The following is an 18515-nucleotide window of genomic DNA, read 5'->3' as shown; positions in this document are numbered from 1 at the left end:
TGCGCTGCTAGATTGCTAACTTACTTCTTCGCGCTTTACTTCTTCGCTACCGCAGCGCCTTCCGGCAAGGCGTATGCGACCAGGGTGTCGCTCATCTTCGTGCCCAGCGAACCGTGGCCGCCGGCCATGACGACGACGAACTGGCGTCCCGACTTGTTCGACACATAGCTCATCGGCGTAGCCTGGCCGCCGGCCGGCAAGCGGGCTTTCCAGATGACTTTGCCGTTGCTGACGTCGTAGCCGCGGATATAGTAGTCGAGCGTGCTGCTGAGGAAGGTCACGCCGCCACCCGTGGTGACCATGCCGCCCAGGCTGGGCACGCCCAGTGGCAACGGGATCGGCACGGGACCGCTGTCGCGCGTGGTGCCGTTCTTGTGCATCCACACTTTTTTCATGGTGCGCAGGTCGACGGCGGCCACATAGCCCCACGGCGGTGCCTGGCATGGGAAGCCCAGCGGCGACAAAAAGGCCTTGATTTCCACGGCGAACGGTACGCCCGTCTGTGGCTGCAAGCCCATTTCTCCACCCGTGCCGCCCTTGGCCGTCGTTTCCGCGCGCGGTACGAGTTTCTCCAGGAAGCCCATGTAGTCGGGGTTGACGATCAACAACTGGCGCACGGGGTCGATGGCCGCGCCACCCCATTCGAAAATACCCAATGGGCCCGGCGAGATGACGGCGCCCTTGCCGGCCGTTTGCGGCGTGAACGGGCCTTCATAGCGGCGTTCCTTGAAAATGATGCGGCAGGCGAGCTGGTCGAACGGCGTCGTGCCCCACATGTCCGCTTCGCTGATATTGCGCTCTGGCAGGAAGGTCAGGGCCGAGAACGGCTGCGTGGGCGACAGGGTGTCGCCAGCGGCAGGATTGCTCGTCGGCACGGGTTTTTCCGGCGCCGGCACGACCAGGCTGCCGTCGCGGCGGTCGATCACGTAGATGTCGCCCCGTTTCGTCGTGGCCACGACGGACGGCACTTTGCCTTTCGGCGTGTCGATGTCGACCAGGCTCGGCTGGCCGCCGATATCCATGTCCCAGATATCGTGGTGCACGGTTTGGTAGACCCAGCGCACTTTACCGGTCGCCAGGTCGAGCGCGACGATGGCGCTGTTGAATTTCTCGCCATTCTTGTTGCGGTTGCCGCCCCAGGTGTCGGGGGTTTCATTGCCCATCGGAATGTAGACCATGCCCAGCTTTTCATCGATGCTGGCCACGCCCCACGAGTTGGGCGAGTTGTTGGTGTAGTTCTTGCCTTCAGGGAATGGCTGCGTATCTTCCGGCGTGGCCGGGTCCCAGTTCCACATCAGCTTGCCGGTGACGGGATCGTAGCCGCGGATGACGCCCGATGGCTCTTCCGTCGAATGGTTGTCCGTCACGCTGGCGGCGATCACGGCCATTTTCTGCGACACGGCCGGCGGCGAGGTCGGCATCAGGAAACCGCGCTTGATCATCGCCATGTTTTTATACAGGTTGACGACGCCGTTGTTGCCAAAGCTCTTGCACGACTCGCCCGTATCGGCGTTGACGGCGATCATGGTGCCGTCCATGGTCGGCGCCAGGATGCGGCGCGGGCATTCCATGCCGGCAGCTTCGGGGGCGGGATTGTTCTTCGCGCGGCCCGCGTTCACGTCCCAGTACGCCACGCCACGGCAGATCATGTGCTGGTAGCTGGCCGCGTCGCGGTTGATCTTCGGATCGTGGCGCCAGATTTCCTTGCCCGTGTCCGGGTTCAGGGCGATGACGATATTGTGCGGCGTGCACAGGTACAGCATGTCATTGACCTTCAGCGGCGTGACTTCGTTGGCGATCTCGCCCGGGTCGTTCGGTCCCTTGAAGTCGCCCGTATGATAGGTCCAGGCTTCTTTCAGGCCGGAAATATTCGCCGGCGTAATCTGCGCGGCCGGGGCATAGCGGTCGCCATAGCCGGAGCGGCCATACGCGGACCAGTCATTGTGCTCGACGCCGGGCGCCAGGTCGCCGGTGGCGGTGGCGGCCATGTTTTCGGCTGGCACGTCGCCATGCAGGTCATGGTAGTCCTGGAACAGGGCGATGACGCCGGCGATGACGGTCAGGGCCACGGCGGCGGAGAGCGCCGTCTTGCCCGCTTGTCCCTGTTTCGCCGCGGCGGCTGGCGCCAGGCGGCGGTTGACGAAGGGCAGCAGCAGCCAGATGGCGGCGGCAAACCAGATGTCGAGGCGCGGCAGCAATTGCCACCAGTCGAATTTCACTTCAATGATGGACCAGATGAGAGTGGCGATCAGCAGGAAGGCCATGAAGGGTTGCGCGCTGCGCTTGCCCTGGAACACCAGCGCGCCGGCAACGAGCATGCCGATACCGGCCAGCAGGTAGTACCAGGAGCCGCCCAGAGAGGCCAGCCAGATGCCGCCGCCCAGCAGGGCGAGGCCAAACAGAATGAAAATAACGCCGGTGACCTTTAATAAAGGCCCGGGCCGGAAAGAGGGAATCATCATATTCCTTTTTGCAAGGATTTATCGGTGGCGCGTGATGCGCCATATTGAATCTAGCGAAGGCTTTGTTTGCAGAGTATGCGAAGTTTTGGAAACACCAGAATGTGACAGTTTATCAGAATTGATGAATGTCTTCTGGTCGCGCCATTTTTTTGGCAGGGCCGCCATTTGAATAAATAATGCTTCAAATAAGCGCAAATATTATGCTGGAAGAGGGAATTCCCGGGCTGGGGGAGTGTGTTGAAGCGGTGACGTCGTGATGCGCCCACATTGCGGGGAGAATAAGATTGACGCTGTTGTTATAAGTGGCTGCATAAAATGCAATATAAAATATAATAACCATGTTTGCCGCATGGTGATATTGAAATGAAAATAGGCCGATATTGATGGTATTAACTCTGGGCTGACCGTAGTAATGCTTAAGTGTTTCTACTTATTATTTTCGGCAGCCTGTTTATTCTCCCGGTGGCAGGCTGCGGGGTTCAGTGAACCGGGCGCGCCACTGTTGCTGGCAGGACGCGCAAAACGCCGGCGGGCCGCTGCTGCGACGCACAAGCGGCCTGTACTTCGCTATAATTGCGCGGTTAAAACACCACCCGCTAATGAGGAATCCCATGAGTTTGAATAACGTCTCTTCCGGCCGCGACCTGCCGAACGATTTCAACGTCGTCATCGAAATCCCGATGAATGCCGATCCGATCAAGTACGAAGTCGACAAGGAAAGCGGCGCGATCTTCGTCGATCGCTTCATGGGTACCGCCATGCATTACCCGTGCAACTATGGCTATGTGCCGAACACCCTGTCGCCGGACGGCGACCCGGTTGACGTGCTGGTCATTACCCCGTTCCCGCTGATCCCGGGCGTGGTCGTGCGTTGCCGTCCTATCGGCGTGCTGAAAATGACCGACGAGTCGGGCGAAGACGCGAAAGTGCTGGCCGTGCCAGTCGACAAGGTCCTGTCGATCTACAGCCACTGGCAAAAGCCGGAAGACCTGAACGAACTGCGTCTGCGCCAGATCCAGCATTTCTTCGAGCACTACAAAGATCTGGAAAAAGGCAAATGGGTCAAGATCGACGGCTGGTATGGTCCTGAAGTGGCCAAGGAAGAAATCCTGAACGGCGTTGCAGCGTTCAAGGCCGACGCCGCCAAAGCCTAAGAACACCGAGTAAGAAAAACGCTCCCCGCCAGCGATGGCCGGGAGCGTTTTTTTATGCGCGAAACGGACTGTGCTCGTTCAACTCGTCGAGATAGGCGTCGATGCCGCCCCGTTCGCGCTCGAGGAAGCGTTGCACGGCGTCGGCAAAGGCCGGGTGCGCCAGCCAGTGGGCGGACCACGTCTTTTGCGGCAGGAAGCCGCGCGCCATCTTGTGCTCGCCCTGGGCGCCCCCTTCGAAGGTGGCGATGCCTTGCGCGATGCAAAATTCCAGCGGCTGGTAATACGCCGTCTCGAAATGCAGACAGGGTACGTGCTCGAGCGCGCCCCAGTAACGGCCATACAGGGTGTCAGCCGTGTGGATCACCAGCGAGGCGGCAATGGCCCGGCCTTCGCGCTCGGCGATCACCAATAGAATGTTCTGCGGCATGCTGGTACCGATGCGCTGGAAGAACTCCAGCGACAGGTAGGGGGAGGAGCGGTGTTCCGCATAGGTATTGCTGTAGCAACGGTGGAACAGCTGCCAGTCCGCGTCCGTGGCGTCCGCTCCGCGCACCTGGCGCATGGTGACGCCCGCTTCCCGCACCTTGCGCCGCTCGGCGCGGATATTCTTGCGCTTCTTGTGCTCGAGGGTGGCGAGGAATTGCTCGAAATCCGTGTAGCCGGGATTGAGCCAGTGAAACTGCACGCCACTACGCATCAGGTAGCCGGCTTCCTCAAGTTGGCGCGCTTCGCTTTCCGGCGGGAACAGGATGTGGCAGGACGAGACTTCGCTGGCTTGCTGCCGGGCTTGAAGAAAGGCCAGCAGGGCGGCGCGCGCCTGGCCATCGCGGGCCAGCAGGCGGGTGCCGCTGACGGGCGTAAACGGGATGGCGGACAACAGTTTCGGGTAATATTCAAGGCCATGTTGCCGATAGGCGTCGGCCCAGGCCCAGTCGAACACGTATTCGCCATACGAATGCATTTTCAGGTACAGGGGCAAGGCGGCGGCCAGGGTTTCGCCTTGCCACAGCACCAGGTAATTCGGCTGCCAGCCCGTATCCGCGCTCGCGCAGCCGGACTCGTGCAGCGCGTGCAAGAAGGCGTAGGAGAGGAAGGGATTGGCGTCCGCCTGGCTTGCCAGCAGTTCAGACCAGGCCGCTTCGCCAATTTCAGCCAGGGTAGTGACGATAGCCGTGCGATAATTCATTGTTGTAGTGTGCATTCATCACTCTCGGGGCGCCGCCACCGGCCTGCGCGCCCCTGTCTTGTTTAATAGAACGAAAATATCCATCATCATCATGACAGTCAAAGTCGCAATTGCTCAAATGAATAGTACGGTCGGCGATCTGGCCGGCAACCGTGCCAAGATCTTCGACCTTTCCCGCCGCGCCTTTGAAGCGGGCGCCGATATCGTGCTCACGCCGGAACTGTCGCTGGTCGGCTATCCACCCGAGGACTTATTGCTGCGCAATGCATTCTACGCAAAAACGCAGGAAGCGTTTGCGGGACTGGCTGCCGACCTGGCCCAGTTCAAGGATCTGCACGTGGTGGTGGGCTTGCCCGTGCAAGACGAGAAGGGCGTGCGCCACAATGCCGCCTCCGTGCTGCTGAACGGCGAAGTGCTGGGCACCTACCGCAAGCATGATTTGCCGAACACGACCGTGTTCGATGAAAAGCGTTACTTCACGTCGTCGGACCAGGCTTTCGTGTTTGGCGTGAAAGGCGTGCGTTTCGGCATCAATATCTGCGAAGACACGTGGTTCGAGCATGCGCCGATGCGCGCCCGCGCGGCCGGCGCGCAAGTGCTGCTGGTGCCGAACGGCTCGCCGTACCACATGAACAAGCAGCATCTGCGCTATGACACCATGCGCAAGAATGTCAGCGCGCAAGGCATGGCCCTTGTGTACGCGAACCTGGTCGGTGGCCAGGATGAACTGATTTTCGATGGCGACTCGTTTGTCATGGATGCGGCCGGCACGATCTGCGCCCAGCTGCGCCACTTCGAGGAAGACTTGCAACTGGTCGAGTTCGACGGCGCCACGCCCGTGCCGCAGCCGCTGGCCACGCCGCTGACGACGGAAGCGCAGGTGTACCAGGCGCTGGTGCTGGGCGTGCGCGACTATATCGGCAAGAACGGCTTCCCTGGCGTGCTGATCGGCATGTCGGGCGGTGTCGATTCCGCCCTGACCCTGGCGATTGCCGTCGATGCGCTGGGCGCCGACAAGGTGCGCGCCGTCATGATGCCATCGCAGTTTACGGCCGATATCTCGTGGATCGATTCACGCGACATGGTAAAACGCCTTAATGTGCGCTACGATGAAATTCCGATCAAGCACACCTTTGATGCCTTCCGCGCCACCCTGGCTGACGAGTTCGCCGGACTGGCGGAAGACGCGACGGAAGAAAACATCCAGGCGCGCATCCGCGGCACCTTGCTGATGGCCCTGTCGAACAAGCATGGCAGTATCGTGCTGACGACGGGCAACAAGAGCGAGATGGCTGTCGGTTATTGCACCCTGTACGGCGACATGGCGGGCGGCTTTGCCGTGATCAAGGATATCGCCAAGACCCTTGTGTACCGGCTGTGCGCGTACCGCAACAGCGTGTCGGACGTGATACCCGAGCGCATCCTGACGCGCGGACCGTCGGCTGAATTGCGCGCCGACCAGCTGGACCAGGATTCCTTGCCGCCATACGACGTACTCGACGGCATCATGCAGCTGTACATGGAAGAAAACCGGCCGATCGCCGAGATTATCGAGGCTGGCTACCCGCCGGCCGACGTGGCGAAAATCACGCGCCTGATCAAGATCAATGAATACAAGCGGCGCCAGTCGCCGGTGGGCATCCGCGTCACGCATCGTGGCTTCGGCCGCGACTGGCGCTATCCGATCACGTCGAAGTTCTACGAATAAGCAGCCATCTGTCCACAATCCAACAATTTTAAGGAGTAGCCATGAAACAGATTACCGCCATCATCAAACCATTCAAGCTCGACGAAGTGCGCGAAGCGCTGGCCGACGTGAACGTCACGGGCTTGACCGTGACGGAAGTGAAGGGCTTTGGCCGCCAGAAGGGTCATACCGAGCTGTACCGTGGCGCCGAATACGTGGTCGACTTCTTGCCGAAAGTCAAAGTTGAAGTGGTGGTGGACGACAGCGTGTCGGAACTGGTGGTCGACGCCATCATCAAGGCAGCCCGCACGGGCAAGATCGGCGATGGCAAGATTTTCGTGCGCGACGTGGAGCAGGTGATCCGTATCCGCACCGGCGAAACCGGCCCGGACGCGGTGTAAGTCTGGGCCAGCAATGTTGTCGGATTACGGCTCTTCGAGCCTAATCCGACCTACGCGATGTATCGCTTATATGGCCGTAGGTCGGGTTAGCGCGCCAGCGCGTAAGCCGACGTTGCTGAGCCACCCAAGCTGCCGGATTGCACTTCAGCGCCCCAGCCGCATATCGAATTTCCAGCAAATCAGGCGCAGAATCGTGATGCCGCTGGCGCTGGTCCACAGCGCGAAGTCGTGCTCGGCGCCGAAGTGCATCTGCAATAAATAAGCCCAGCAGCCGAAGAACGCGCAGATTGCGTACGGTTTGCCGTCGCGAAACACCATCGGCACTTCGTTGCAGACGATGTCGCGCATCACGCCGCCAAAAATCCCCGTAATCACGCCCATCATCGACGCGATGAACAGCGGCATGCCGGCGCGCGTCGCTTCGGCCACGCCCGCGATGGCGAACATGCCCAGGCCGATGGCGTCGGCGATGACGATCAGGCGTTCCGAGACGATCTGGCGCAAATGCTGGATCAGGGGCGCGGCCGTCAGGGCCAGCACGAAGATCAGGATCGCGTATTCCTGGTGCGACACCCAGAACAATGGCCTCTTGTCGAGCAGGATGTCGCGCAAAGTCCCCCCGCCAAACGCCGTGATGAAGGCCACGACGAACACGCCGACCAGGTCCATGCGCTTGCGGCGCGCTTCGATGAAGCCGGAAAACGCGCCCACCAGGATGGCGATGACCTCAATGATCTTGATCAGCGAGCCAGGCGGCAATTGGGGTGGCATCATGGGTGGAGCGCGTGCACGAGACGCTAAGCAGGAAATAATTGTCACAGGTTAACATGACACGGCCCCGAATGGTGACAAACGGGGCCGTGCGCGTGGGCTAACTTGTTACTGAATTGTAATTTCTTGCTGCGGTGCTCAGCGGATGGGCTGCAGGGCGGAAGAAAGCAATACGACGAGCGCGCCATCGCCCCCTTCGGAGCGGCGCGCCTGGCAAAAGGCGATGACTTCATCCTTTTGCACGAGCCAGCTGTGCACCATCGATTTCAAGACCGGTTCCTGGCCTTTCGAGCCAAAACCCTTGCCGTGGATCACGCGCACGCAGCGCAGCTTGCGCCGCGTGGCCTGGTTCAGGAACGCGCCGATGCCGTCGCGCGCCTCGTCGCGGCGCAAGCCGTGCAAGTCCAGCTCATCCTGGATGGGCCAGTGGCCCTTGCGCATCTTTTTCACCACGTCCGGTCCCACGCCGGGGCGGGCGTAGTTCAGGGCCGGATCGTTTTCCAGGTAATGGTCGACTTCGAACAAGTCCGACAGCGACTCGCGCAGCACGGCAGCATCGTCCTCTTCCGGAGACAACTTGCGCGCCGGCTGTTGGGCCGCCATGGCGCCCGTCTTGGGCAGGCTGGGCACGTAGCGGTCCGACTCGGGCAGGCGCTTGACGCCGCCGATGCTGGCCTTGAAGAGATTGCTCTCCACGGCCTGCACCTTGACCTGTTTGACGCGCTCCGCTTCAGCCTGGGCGCGCGCATCGGCCTGCTCCTTGAGCTGCTTGCTGACCGCTTTCAGGTCGGCAAAGTCTTTCATCGACGCCATGCGACGCTTACTCCTGGCCTTCCAGGTAGCGCTGGGCGTCCAGTGCTGCCATGCAACCGGTGCCGGCGCTGGTGATGGCCTGGCGGTAGATATGGTCCTGCACGTCGCCGGCGGCAAACACGCCCGGTGCGCTGGTGGCGGTGGCCATGCCTTCCAGGCCCGTCTTGGTCTTGATGTAGCCGTTGTGCATGTCCAGCTGGCCTTCGAAGATACCCGTGTTCGGCTTGTGGCCGATGGCGATGAAGACGCCATGCACGGAGAGCGCTTCGACCTTGCCGTCGATGGTCGACTTGATGTTCAGACCCGTCACGCCGCCTTCGTTGCCCGTCACTTCGTCCAGAGTGTGGTTATATTTCAACACAATCTTGCCTTCGGCAACCTTGGCGTTGAGGCGGTCGATCAGGATGGCTTCCGCGCGGAACTTGTCGCGGCGGTGGATCAGCGTAACTTTATTGGCGATGTTCGACAGGTACAGCGCTTCTTCGACGGCCGTGTTGCCGCCGCCGACGACGGCCACTTCCTGGTTGCGGTAGAAGAAACCATCGCAGGTGGCGCAGGCGGACACGCCCTTGCCCATGAATTCCGCTTCCGATGGCAGGCCCAGGTATTGCGCGGACGCGCCCGTGGCGATGATCAGGGTGTCGCACGTGTATTCGTGGCTGTCGCCCTTCAGGCGGATCGGTTTTTCATTGAGGAAGGTGGTGTGGATGTGGTCAAACACGATTTCCGTATTGAAACGCTCGGCGTGCTGCAGCAAGCGCTGCATCAGGTCCGGGCCTTGCACGCCCATCGGGTCGCCGGGCCAGTTTTCCACGTCGGTGGTGGTCATCAACTGGCCGCCTTGTTCCACGCCGGTGACCAGCATCGGGTTCAGGTTGGCGCGGGCGGCGTAGACGGCGGCGCTGTAGCCGGCTGGGCCGGAGCCGAGGATCAAAACGCGGGCGTGTTTGGTAGTGGTCATGGGAGGCTTCTCTATGAGTGGGGTCTATCCGAATTGGGGGCATACGCGCGAAGAACAAGGGCGTATTGCGCTTGCGCAAGCAATCCACGATTATAGACCAAGCCGCCTGTAGCGACGAATCGTGGGGCCGTCCGGGGCATATATGGCTTAGAATACTTCCTTATTATGGGAAATTCCCTTTCAGAAACATTTTTCACCTTGCAGCGCTTCCCAGAATGACTAAACCAGCCCAGGCCAATCAAAATAGCTACACCCGAAAACCGGTCGAACGCCGGCCCCTGCCCAACCGGCTGGTGCGGCTGCTGTCCGAGGCGCGCTGGTTCGCGCTGGCCGCGTTTGCCTTGTATTTCGTGCTGATCCTGGCCAGCTTCAACAAGCTCGACCCCGGCTGGTCGCACGCCACCAATGTCGACAAGGTGGCCAACCTGGGCGGCAAGCTTGGCGCGACCTTCTCCGATTTGCTGCTGTATATCTTCGGCTTTTCCGCCTGGTGGTGGTGCGTGTGGCTGCTGCGCACGGTGTGGCATGGCTATCGCCGCCTGAGCCGCCGCTTCCTGCTGGAAGAGGAGGAGGTGGAACGCGAACACCATGTCGAGATGCTGATCCGCATCGTCGGCTTCTCCATCATGCTGATCGGCAGCATGGGACTCGAATTCCTGCGCATGGCGAAAAGCCTGCACGTGCAGCTGCCGCGCGATCCGGGCGGCGTGCTGGGCCAGCTGGTCGGGCACTCGGCCCACGTGGCCTTCGGTTTCACCGGCGCTACTTTATTACTGTTGCTGCTGTTCGGCCTGGGTTTCAGTCTGTTCTTCCATGTGTCGTGGCTGCAAGTGGCCGAGCGCATCGGCGGCGCCATCGAAGACGCCGTCAACTGGTTCGTGCTGCGCTACCAGGACCGCGAAGACCGCCGCCAGGGCGAAGTGGCCGCCGTGCGCCGCGACGAAGTGGTGGTCATCGAACGGGCCAAGCACGTGGAAAAGCACGTGGCCGCGCCGCCCGTGAAGATCGAACCGCAGGTGGTGACCGTGGTGAAATCGGAGCGCGTGGAAAAGGAACGCCAGGCGCATCTGTTCGAGAACCTGGGCGATGGCAAGCTGCCGCCGCTGTCCTTGCTCGATGAAGCGCCGCCCGTGGTGGAAACGGTCTCCGTGGAAACCCTGGAATTCACGAGCCGCCTGATCGAAAAGAAATTGTCGGACTTTGGCGTGGATGCCAAGGTAGTGGCCGCTTACCCCGGCCCCGTCGTGACGCGCTATGAAATCGAGCCGGCCACGGGCGTCAAGGGCAGCCAGATCGTCGGCCTGGCGCGCGACCTGGCCCGTTCGCTGTCCCTGACGTCGATCAGGGTCGTGGAAACCATTCCCGGCAAAAATTACATGGCGCTGGAGCTGCCGAACACCAAGCGCCAGATCGTGCGCCTGACGGAAATCCTCGGCTCCAAGGTCTACAACGATGGCGTATCGAGCCTGACGATTGCGCTGGGCAAGGATATCGCCGGCAAGCCCGTCGTGGCCGACCTGGCAAAAATGCCCCACTTGCTGGTGGCCGGTACCACCGGTTCCGGTAAATCCGTGGGCATCAATGCGACGATTTTGTCGCTGCTGTACAAATCGGACCCGCTCGACGTGCGGCTGATCCTCATCGATCCGAAGATGCTGGAAATGTCCGTCTATGAAGGCATTCCGCACTTGCTGGCACCCGTGGTGACCGACATGCGCCAGGCCGGCCACGCGCTGAACTGGGCCGTGAACGAGATGGAACGCCGCTACAAGCTGATGAGCAAGATGGGCGTGCGTAACCTGGCCGGCTACAACGCGAAGATTGCCGACGCGAAAAAACGCGAAGAACATATCCCGAATCCGTTCAGCCTGACGCCGGATTCGCCGGAGCCGCTGGAAAAACTGCCGACCATCGTCATCATCATCGACGAGCTGGCCGACCTGATGATGGTGGTGGGTAAAAAAGTCGAGGAATTGATCGCGCGTATCGCGCAAAAGGCGCGCGCCGCCGGTCTGCACTTGATTCTTGCCACGCAGCGCCCATCTGTAGACGTGATCACGGGCTTGATCAAGGCGAACATCCCGACGCGTATCGCGTTCCAGGTGTCGTCGAAGATCGACTCGCGCACCATTCTCGACCAGATGGGCGCGGAAACCCTGCTGGGCATGGGCGACATGCTGTACATGCCGCCCGGCACCGGCTTGCCGATGCGCGTGCACGGCGCGTTCGTGTCCGATGAAGAAGTCCACAGAGTTGTCAGCCATTTGAAGCTGCAGGGCGAACCGAATTACATCGAGGGCATCCTCGAAGGCGGCACCCTGGAAGGCGACGGCGCCGAAGGCGGCGTGCCGGGCGAGGGCGGCGGCGAGGCCGACGCCCTGTACGACCAGGCGGTGGCGGTGGTGCTGAAAAACCGCCGTGCCTCGATTTCGCTGGTGCAGCGTCATTTGCGCATCGGCTACAACCGCGCCGCCCGTCTGCTCGAGCAGATGGAGCAGAGCGGGGTGGTATCAACCATGCAATCCAATGGCAACCGGGAAATCCTGGTGCCGGCGGCCAGTAGTGAACAAGGGTAAAAAAAGAATGAAGAACACGAATTTCGCAGCAAAAATGATGATCGGCGCGGCCAGCGTCGCCTGCGGCCTGCTGTTCGCGGCCAGCGCCTCGGCCAGCGCGCTCGAGCAATTCAAGAGTTTTGCGGCCGGCACCAAGTCGGCCAAGGGCGAGTTCGTGCAGCGCCAGGTCAAGAAGGCGGACGCCAAGGCGGGAGCCAGCGGCAAGGCCAAAGTGTCGACGCCGGCCAGCGGCACGTTCGAGTTTGCCCGCCCAGGCAAGTTCATCTGGACCTATCTGAAGCCATACGAGCAGCTGCTGCAGGCGGATGGCGACAAACTGTACATCTACGACAAGGACTTGAGCCAGGTGACGGTCAAGAAACTGGGTGACGCGCTCGGTTCCTCGCCAGCGGCGATTTTGTTCGGCAGCAACGACCTGGAAAAGAATTTCACCTTGGCCGAAGCGGGCACGCGCGATGGCCTGGAATGGCTGAAAGCGACGCCGAAAGCCAAGGACACGACGTTCGACGAAATCACCATCGGCCTGCGCAATGGCGTGCCGGAAGCGATGGAGTTGCGTGATTCGTTCGGGCAGACGTCGGTGCTGGCGTTCAAGAACTTCCAGAAAAATCCGGCCTTATCTGCCGATCACTTTAAATTTGTCATGCCCAAGGGCGCCGACGTCATCAACAATTAAGACTGTCGCGCCTTGCGTATGCGCCGGCCTCGCAGCAATGCGGGGCTTTTGCATTCTTATTAGGTAACTCATTATGGCGGATCTCTTTTCCACCGCACCGCGCCAGCCCTTGGCCGAAGCCTTGCGGCCTGCTACCCTCAACGAAGTCATCGGCCAGACGCATCTGCTGGGCGTGGGCAAGCCGCTGCGTCTCGCGTTCGAGGCGGGCAAGGCCCATTCGATGATTTTATGGGGGCCGCCCGGCGTGGGCAAGACGACCCTGGCACGGCTGATGGCGAACGCCTTCGACAGCGAATTCATCGCCCTGTCGGCCGTGTTTGCGGGCGTGAAAGATATCCGCGCCGCCATGGACCAGGCCCGCCACAGCCTCGACCAGTTCGGCAAGCACACTTTATTGTTCGTCGACGAGATCCACAGATTCAACAAGTCGCAGCAGGACGCCTTGCTGCCCTTTGTCGAATCGGGCCTGGTGACGTTTATTGGCGCCACCACCGAAAACCCCAGCTTCGAAGTGAACTCGGCGCTGCTGTCGCGCGCGCAAGTGTATGTATTGAAATCGCTCAACGAAGACGAGATGAAGCAGTTGCTGGCCAAGGCGCAGTCCACGGCGCTGACGCATCTGACGTTTGATGAGGCTGCCGCCGACACCCTGATCGGTTATGCGGACGGCGATGCGCGCCGCTTTTTGAATTTGCTGGAACAGGCCGAGACGGCCGCCAGCTCGACCGGTACGACCAGGATCGACGCGACCTTTGTCGACAACGCGCTGACCCTCAATTCGCGCCGCTTCGACAAGGGTGGCGACAATTTCTATGACCAGATTTCCGCGCTGCATAAATCCGTGCGGGGATCGAACCCGGACGCGGCCCTGTACTGGTTTTGCCGCATGATCGACGGCGGCGCGGACCCCCGTTATTTGTCGCGGCGCATCGTGCGCATGGCTTGGGAAGACATCGGCTTGGCCGACCCCCGTGCCTTGACCATGGTCAATGACGCGGCGGAAACGTATGAACGCCTGGGTTCGCCCGAAGGCGAGCTGGCGCTGGGCCAGGCCGTGATTTACCTGGCCATCGCCGCGAAAAGCAATGCCGGCTACAACGCGTTCAATACGGCCATGGCGTTTGTGAAGAAAGACAAGTCGAAGGAAGTGCCCGTGCATCTGCGCAATGCACCGACGAAGCTGATGAAGGAACTCGGCTACGGCCACGCCTACCGCTATGCGCACGACGAGCCCGATGCCTATGCGGCTGGTGAAACCTACTTCCCGGACGGCATGGCAGAACCGGGCTGGTACCAGCCCGTGCCGCGCGGTCTGGAAAGCAAGATCGCCGATAAATTGGCGTGGCTGCGCGAGCTGGACAGGAAAGCCGGCAAGGGCTGAGGTTACAGTCCCAGCAGGCTGAAACCGTCGTCCTGCGGCGCGTATCCCACCAGCTGGCGCGTCGCCGCAATCGACAGCCGCTTGTAGCGGTTGTCCGACACCCCATGTACGACGTGGTAGCCGGCCGGCACGTCCGCCGTCACGCAGCGTGCCAGCAATTGCACCACGTCGCGTTCGCTGATGAAGGCGGCGATGTCGCGCGCGCTGTGCTCTTGGCCTGGCGCAAAGTGGGCCACGTTGGCGATGCGCACGGCAATCGCCGTCATGCCGTGCTGGTGCGCAAATGCGGAAGCCACGCCTTCGCCAAAGGCCTTGCTGGCGCCATACATGTTCGCGGGGCGCGCCGGCATGCTTTCCTGTACTTGCACGTCCAGTGGGTAACCCTCGATGGCTTGCGCGCTGCTGGCGAACACCACTCTTTTCACGCCCTGTGCCTGTGCCGCGCGGAAGATGTTGTGCGTGCCGATGATGTTCGGCTGCAGCAATTGCGCATCGAAATCGGCGCCGGCGTGCGGCACGCCGGCCAGATGCAGCACCACGTCGATATCCATGCAGGCAGCCAGGCAGGCGGCATAGTCGGCGACATCGAGCTGAATGGCGGGGCAGGGCGCTTCGGCCAGCTTGCCTGTGTGCAGGTCGGCCAGGCGCAGGGAGAACTCCCCGTGCCGGCGCTTCCAGAAAGCGGTGCCGATGATGCCGGCGGCGCCCGTGACGAGGACGCGCAGTGGAGCTTGTGTCATGTATTCCTTGTGATCAGTGTGTGAGGCCGTGCCAGGTTCAGCCAGCGCAGCAGGGCAGGGCGCGGGGCGGCGGTCCCATGCACGCGGATGTGTCCGCTACCGACGGCTTCGACCAGCACCAGGCCGTCGTTCGGTATCGTATAGCGTTCGCCGCTGCGCAGCACGCAATCCTCGAACTGGGCGTAGGCCGTGATCCACGCCGTGCCGGACAGACATTCGATGACCCTGGCGCGCGCTTTTTCCAGGCGCAAGGGCCGTTCGCTGCGTAATTCGTGGTCGGTATGCATGGCGTCGCTCCTGTTGTGCTGACAGGAACAGCTTAGGCGCTTGCCGTGAACCATGACAGATGCAGGAAAACGAAATTGTGATGAGCACAGAGTACTTCGTCGTACACTGTGCTTGTCAAAAAACTCGGCAACTGTATCTGTGCCGGCCATGCGCACCCGCCGCATACTGAAGGGATGAACATGAATGCGCCTTTGAATCTGTACGAGCACCTGGCCAACGAGCTGGGCGCCTTGATCGACGCGCGCGTGTTCGCGCCCGGCGACCGCCTGCCATCGATCCGCCACCTGGCGCAGCAAAAGCGCATCTCCGTCAGCACGGTGATGCAAGCCTTGCGCCTGCTGGAAGACCGGGGGCAAGTCGATGCGCGGCCCCAGTCCGGCTATTTCGTGCGCCACCGCGCCCCGCGCCGCCCGTGCAGTGCGGACGCCCAGCATTTGAAAGAGCCGGCCTTTGTCGGCATCAATAATCTGTTGATGCGCGTGCTGAAGGAAAACGAGGCACCCGATATCGTGCAGCTGGGCACGGCCTGGCCGCCCGACGAGATCTTGCCGATCAAGCGCATGCAGCGCACCATCAGCGCCGTGGCGCGGCGCGAGCCCGCTTTATTGAGCAAGGTCAGCTGTTACGACGTCAGCGAAAGCAATTTCCTGCGCCAGGTGACGCGCCGCGCGCTGGACTGGGGCAAGCTGGACCCGCGCGAGATCGTCGTGACGAATTCCTGCACGGAAGCGATCAGCCTGTGCCTGCGCGCCGTTGCCAGGCCGGGCGACACCATCGCCATCGAGTCGGCCACGTATTTCGTGCTGCTGCAGATGATCGAAAGCCTGGGCATGAAGGCGCTGGAAATTCCCACCGACCCGAAGACGGGGCCGTCGCTCGACGCGCTCGAGCTGGCCCTGCGCGCCGGCCTCGTGCAAGCTTGCCTGTTCGTGCCGAACGCGAATAATCCCCTCGGTTGCGTCATGCCGGAAGAAAACAAGAAGCGGCTGGCGGGCCTGCTGTCGGAATTCAATATTCCGCTCGTGGAAGACGATGTATATGGCGACCTGTGCTTTGCCCCGCAGCGGCCGTGGCCCGTGAAAGCCTACGATACGAGCGGCAATGTGCTGCTGTGCTCCTCGTTTTCCAAGGCGATTACCCCTGCGTCGCGCGTCGGTTACGTGCTGGCCGGCCGCTTCGCGCAGGAAGTGGCCTTGCTGAAAACCGTGTCGAGCGGCGCCACCAGCCATTTCTTCCAGGCCGTGCTGGCTGATTTTCTGGAAGGCAGCAGCTACGACCAGCAATTGCGCAAGATGCGGCGCACTCTGGTGCAGCGCATCGCCCGCATGTCCGACGCCGTGGCCGCCAGCTTTCCGCTTGAGTGCATGCTGTCCGAGCCGCAGGGCGGTTTCGTGCTGTGGGTGCAGATGCCGCCGCAAATCGATGCGCTGGCCTTGCATGGCCCAGCCATCGCGGACGGCGTGGCGTACATGCCGGGCCAGCTGTTCTCGGCCTCGGGCAAGTTCGGCAATTATCTGCGCCTCAATTGCGGCAATCCGTGGACGCCGCGCATTGAGCAGGCCATCAGCCGGTTAGGGCGTCTCGTCAAGGACGCCTTGTAACTATTCTGCGCGCTTCAATCCCCGTTTTTCACCGTTCGCTCCCTGTTTTTCGCCGCTGGTCGCAAGCCGGTGGCCTTGTTCGCGGCTGTTGGCTAAAGTAGCACCATACCAGCAGCAGTCAACGACGCAAACTAACCGGGAGTCACATCATGCACGCACTGAAAAACATGGAAATCACCTTTGTCGCCGCCGCCATCATCGCCATCGGCGCCAGCTTCGCCACCGCCGGCGCGAACACTCTGGAAGTGAGCGCCAGCAGCACCGTGATCGCCCAGGCTGCCGACAGCACGATGCCTGTCGTTACCGTCAGTGCCCGCCGCCTCACGGCCGCTGAAAAAGCCGCCTTTATCTAAGCGGTCGCTGCAAAGCGGGCGCGAGTGCCCAGCCATGCCGCCATGACGATGGCCGGCCATGTGCAAAACTCATAAAGAACTGAACGGGTCTTGGTACAATGAGTGCTTTCGATACATCGGCACCGCCATCCACCCATGATAGATATCCAACTTCTCCGTAAAGACATCGCCACCGTCGCAGAACGCCTGGCGACGCGCAAATTCCAGCTCGACGTGGCAGGTTTTACCGCCCTCGAAGCCGAACGCAAGGCGATCCAGACGCGCACCGAAGAGCTGCAGGGCAAGCGCAACGCGCTGTCCAAGCAAATCGGCATGTTGAAAGGCAAGGGGGAAGACACCTCGGCCGTGATGGCGCAAGTGGCCGGCCTGGGCGATGAGCTGAAAGCCGATGAAGCGGCCCTGACCGTGGTGCAAGCCAAGCTGAGCGATTTCATCATGGCCGTGCCGAATTTGCCGCACGAATCGTCGCCCGTGGGCACGGACGAGTCGGGCAACGTGGAAGTGCGCAAGGTCGGCACGCCGCGCGCCTTCGATTTCGAAGTCAAGGATCACGTCGACGTGGGCGGCCCGCTGGGCCTCGATTTCGAAGTGGCCACCAAGCTGACCGGTTCGCGCTTCTCCGTCATGAAGGGCGGTATCGCCCGTTTGCACCGCGCGCTGGCGCAATTCATGCTCAACACGCATGTGGACGAACATGGCTACACGGAATGCTATACGCCGTACATGGTCAACGCCGATTCCTTGCGCGGCACGGGCCAGCTGCCGAAATTCGAAGCCGATCTGTTCTCGGTGAAAAAAGGCGGTGCGGAAGGCGAGGGCGAGACCTTCTACCTGATCCCGACCTCGGAAGTATCGCTGACGAATATCGCCCGCGATGAAATTCTGGCGCTCGATCAATTGCCATTGAAAATGACGGCCCATACGCCATGCTTCCGTTCTGAAGCGGGCAGCTATGGCCGCGACACGCGCGGCATGATTCGCCAGCACCAGTTCGATAAAGTCGAAATGGTGCAAGTGGTGCATCCGGACACCTCGTACCAGGTGCTGGACGAAATGGTCGGCCATGCGGAAACGATTCTGCAACGCCTGGGCCTGCCATACCGCGTGATGTCGCTGTGCACGGGCGACATGGGTTTCGGCGCCACCAAGACCTTCGACCTGGAAGTATGGCTGCCGGCGCAAAACACCTACCGCGAAATCTCGTCCCTGTCGAACTGCGAAGCCTTCCAGGCCCGCCGCATGCAGGCGCGTTTCCGCAACGCCGCCGGGAAGCCGGAACTGGCGCACACCCTGAACGGCTCCGGCCTGGCAGTGGGCCGCACCCTGGTGGCCGTGCTGGAAAACTACCAGCAAGCGGACGGCAGCGTCGAGATCCCGGCCGTGCTGCGCCCGTACATGGGCGGTCTGACGCATCTGAAGGCCTAAAATAGTCCTTTTCTTTTCGCTGCGGGCTGCTATAATCTTG

The 18515-nt window shown here is 61.4% G+C and carries 16 protein-coding genes; 9 read left to right on the top strand and 7 right to left on the bottom strand.

The window, feature by feature from the left end:
• Positions 1-35: 35 nt before the first annotated feature.
• Positions 36-2462: a membrane-bound PQQ-dependent dehydrogenase, glucose/quinate/shikimate family gene (locus IGS55_RS18780; RefSeq protein ID WP_230517712.1), complete on the bottom strand. Its 2427-nt coding sequence runs from the start codon at positions 2460-2462 to the stop codon at positions 36-38.
• Between the two features lie 611 nt (positions 2463-3073).
• Here IGS55_RS18780 and ppa point away from each other — a divergent pair.
• Complete coding sequence (gene ppa, locus IGS55_RS18775) at positions 3074-3616, top strand: inorganic diphosphatase (RefSeq protein WP_034758697.1); 543 nt, start codon at positions 3074-3076, stop codon at positions 3614-3616.
• A gap of 52 nt (positions 3617-3668) precedes the next feature.
• Here the strand turns inward: ppa and IGS55_RS18770 are convergent, their stop codons facing one another.
• Positions 3669-4802: a GNAT family N-acetyltransferase gene (locus tag IGS55_RS18770; protein ID WP_230517737.1), complete on the bottom strand. Its 1134-nt coding sequence runs from the start codon at positions 4800-4802 to the stop codon at positions 3669-3671.
• A gap of 91 nt (positions 4803-4893) precedes the next feature.
• Between IGS55_RS18770 and IGS55_RS18765 the strand changes: the two genes are divergently transcribed.
• A complete protein-coding gene (locus IGS55_RS18765) occupies positions 4894-6510 on the top strand; it encodes an NAD+ synthase (protein ID WP_230517713.1) in 1617 nt (538 codons plus the stop codon).
• Between the two features lie 41 nt (positions 6511-6551).
• Entirely contained in the window at positions 6552-6890 is a 339-nt protein-coding gene (locus tag IGS55_RS18760) for a P-II family nitrogen regulator (protein ID WP_034758685.1), read from the top strand.
• 144 nt (positions 6891-7034) lie between these two features.
• Here IGS55_RS18760 and IGS55_RS18755 read toward each other — a convergent pair whose 3' ends face one another.
• The 3 genes from IGS55_RS18755 to trxB all read right to left on the bottom strand — a co-directional run bounded on the left by IGS55_RS18755 (position 7035) and on the right by trxB (position 9435).
• Positions 7035-7664 carry a trimeric intracellular cation channel family protein gene (locus tag IGS55_RS18755; RefSeq protein WP_034758680.1) on the bottom strand — a complete coding sequence of 210 codons (630 nt, stop codon included), beginning with the start codon at positions 7662-7664 and terminating at the stop codon, positions 7035-7037.
• 135 nt (positions 7665-7799) lie between these two features.
• Positions 7800-8474, bottom strand: coding sequence for a Smr/MutS family protein (locus IGS55_RS18750; protein WP_230517714.1), 675 nt, complete (start codon positions 8472-8474; stop codon positions 7800-7802).
• A 7-nt stretch (positions 8475-8481) separates the two neighbouring features.
• Complete coding sequence (gene trxB, locus IGS55_RS18745) at positions 8482-9435, bottom strand: thioredoxin-disulfide reductase (protein WP_034758671.1); 954 nt, start codon at positions 9433-9435, stop codon at positions 8482-8484.
• A gap of 215 nt (positions 9436-9650) precedes the next feature.
• Between trxB and IGS55_RS18740 the strand changes: the two genes are divergently transcribed.
• From IGS55_RS18740 to IGS55_RS18730, 3 genes are all read left to right on the top strand, one after another.
• Complete coding sequence (locus IGS55_RS18740; protein ID WP_230517715.1) at positions 9651-12011, top strand: DNA translocase FtsK; 2361 nt, start codon at positions 9651-9653, stop codon at positions 12009-12011.
• Positions 12012-12018: 7 nt separating this feature from the next.
• Positions 12019-12687, top strand: coding sequence for an outer membrane lipoprotein chaperone LolA (gene lolA / locus IGS55_RS18735; RefSeq protein WP_268991955.1), 669 nt, complete (start codon positions 12019-12021; stop codon positions 12685-12687).
• A gap of 73 nt (positions 12688-12760) precedes the next feature.
• Positions 12761-14068: a replication-associated recombination protein A gene (locus IGS55_RS18730; protein ID WP_230517716.1), complete on the top strand. Its 1308-nt coding sequence runs from the start codon at positions 12761-12763 to the stop codon at positions 14066-14068.
• A 2-nt stretch (positions 14069-14070) separates the two neighbouring features.
• Here IGS55_RS18730 and IGS55_RS18725 read toward each other — a convergent pair whose 3' ends face one another.
• Positions 14071-14808 (bottom strand): NAD-dependent epimerase/dehydratase family protein, encoded by a 738-nt coding sequence (locus IGS55_RS18725; protein ID WP_230517717.1) that lies wholly within the window; start codon positions 14806-14808, stop codon positions 14071-14073.
• Positions 14805-15095: a DUF2917 domain-containing protein gene (locus IGS55_RS18720; RefSeq protein ID WP_230517718.1), complete on the bottom strand. Its 291-nt coding sequence runs from the start codon at positions 15093-15095 to the stop codon at positions 14805-14807. The genes IGS55_RS18725 and IGS55_RS18720 overlap by 4 nt, the downstream gene beginning before the upstream one ends.
• Positions 15096-15275: 180 nt before the next feature.
• Between IGS55_RS18720 and IGS55_RS18715 the strand changes: the two genes are divergently transcribed.
• The 3 genes from IGS55_RS18715 to serS all read left to right on the top strand — a co-directional run bounded on the left by IGS55_RS18715 (position 15276) and on the right by serS (position 18475).
• Complete coding sequence (locus IGS55_RS18715; RefSeq protein WP_230517719.1) at positions 15276-16697, top strand: aminotransferase-like domain-containing protein; 1422 nt, start codon at positions 15276-15278, stop codon at positions 16695-16697.
• A gap of 149 nt (positions 16698-16846) precedes the next feature.
• The gene (locus IGS55_RS18710) at positions 16847-17050 is read left to right on the top strand and encodes a hypothetical protein (protein WP_128139947.1); all 204 of its coding nucleotides are present in this window, start codon (positions 16847-16849) and stop codon (positions 17048-17050) included.
• A gap of 135 nt (positions 17051-17185) precedes the next feature.
• Positions 17186-18475: a serine--tRNA ligase gene (gene serS, locus IGS55_RS18705; protein WP_230517720.1), complete on the top strand. Its 1290-nt coding sequence runs from the start codon at positions 17186-17188 to the stop codon at positions 18473-18475.
• The last annotated feature ends 40 nt before the right edge of the window (positions 18476-18515 follow it).

Source organism: Janthinobacterium sp. EB271-G4-3-2 (genome assembly GCF_020858035.1).
Taxonomy (GTDB): domain Bacteria; phylum Pseudomonadota; class Gammaproteobacteria; order Burkholderiales; family Burkholderiaceae_D; genus Janthinobacterium; species Janthinobacterium aestuarii.
Note: the sequence above shows the minus strand (reverse complement) of the source record. Positions and strands in the feature narration are given on the sequence as shown.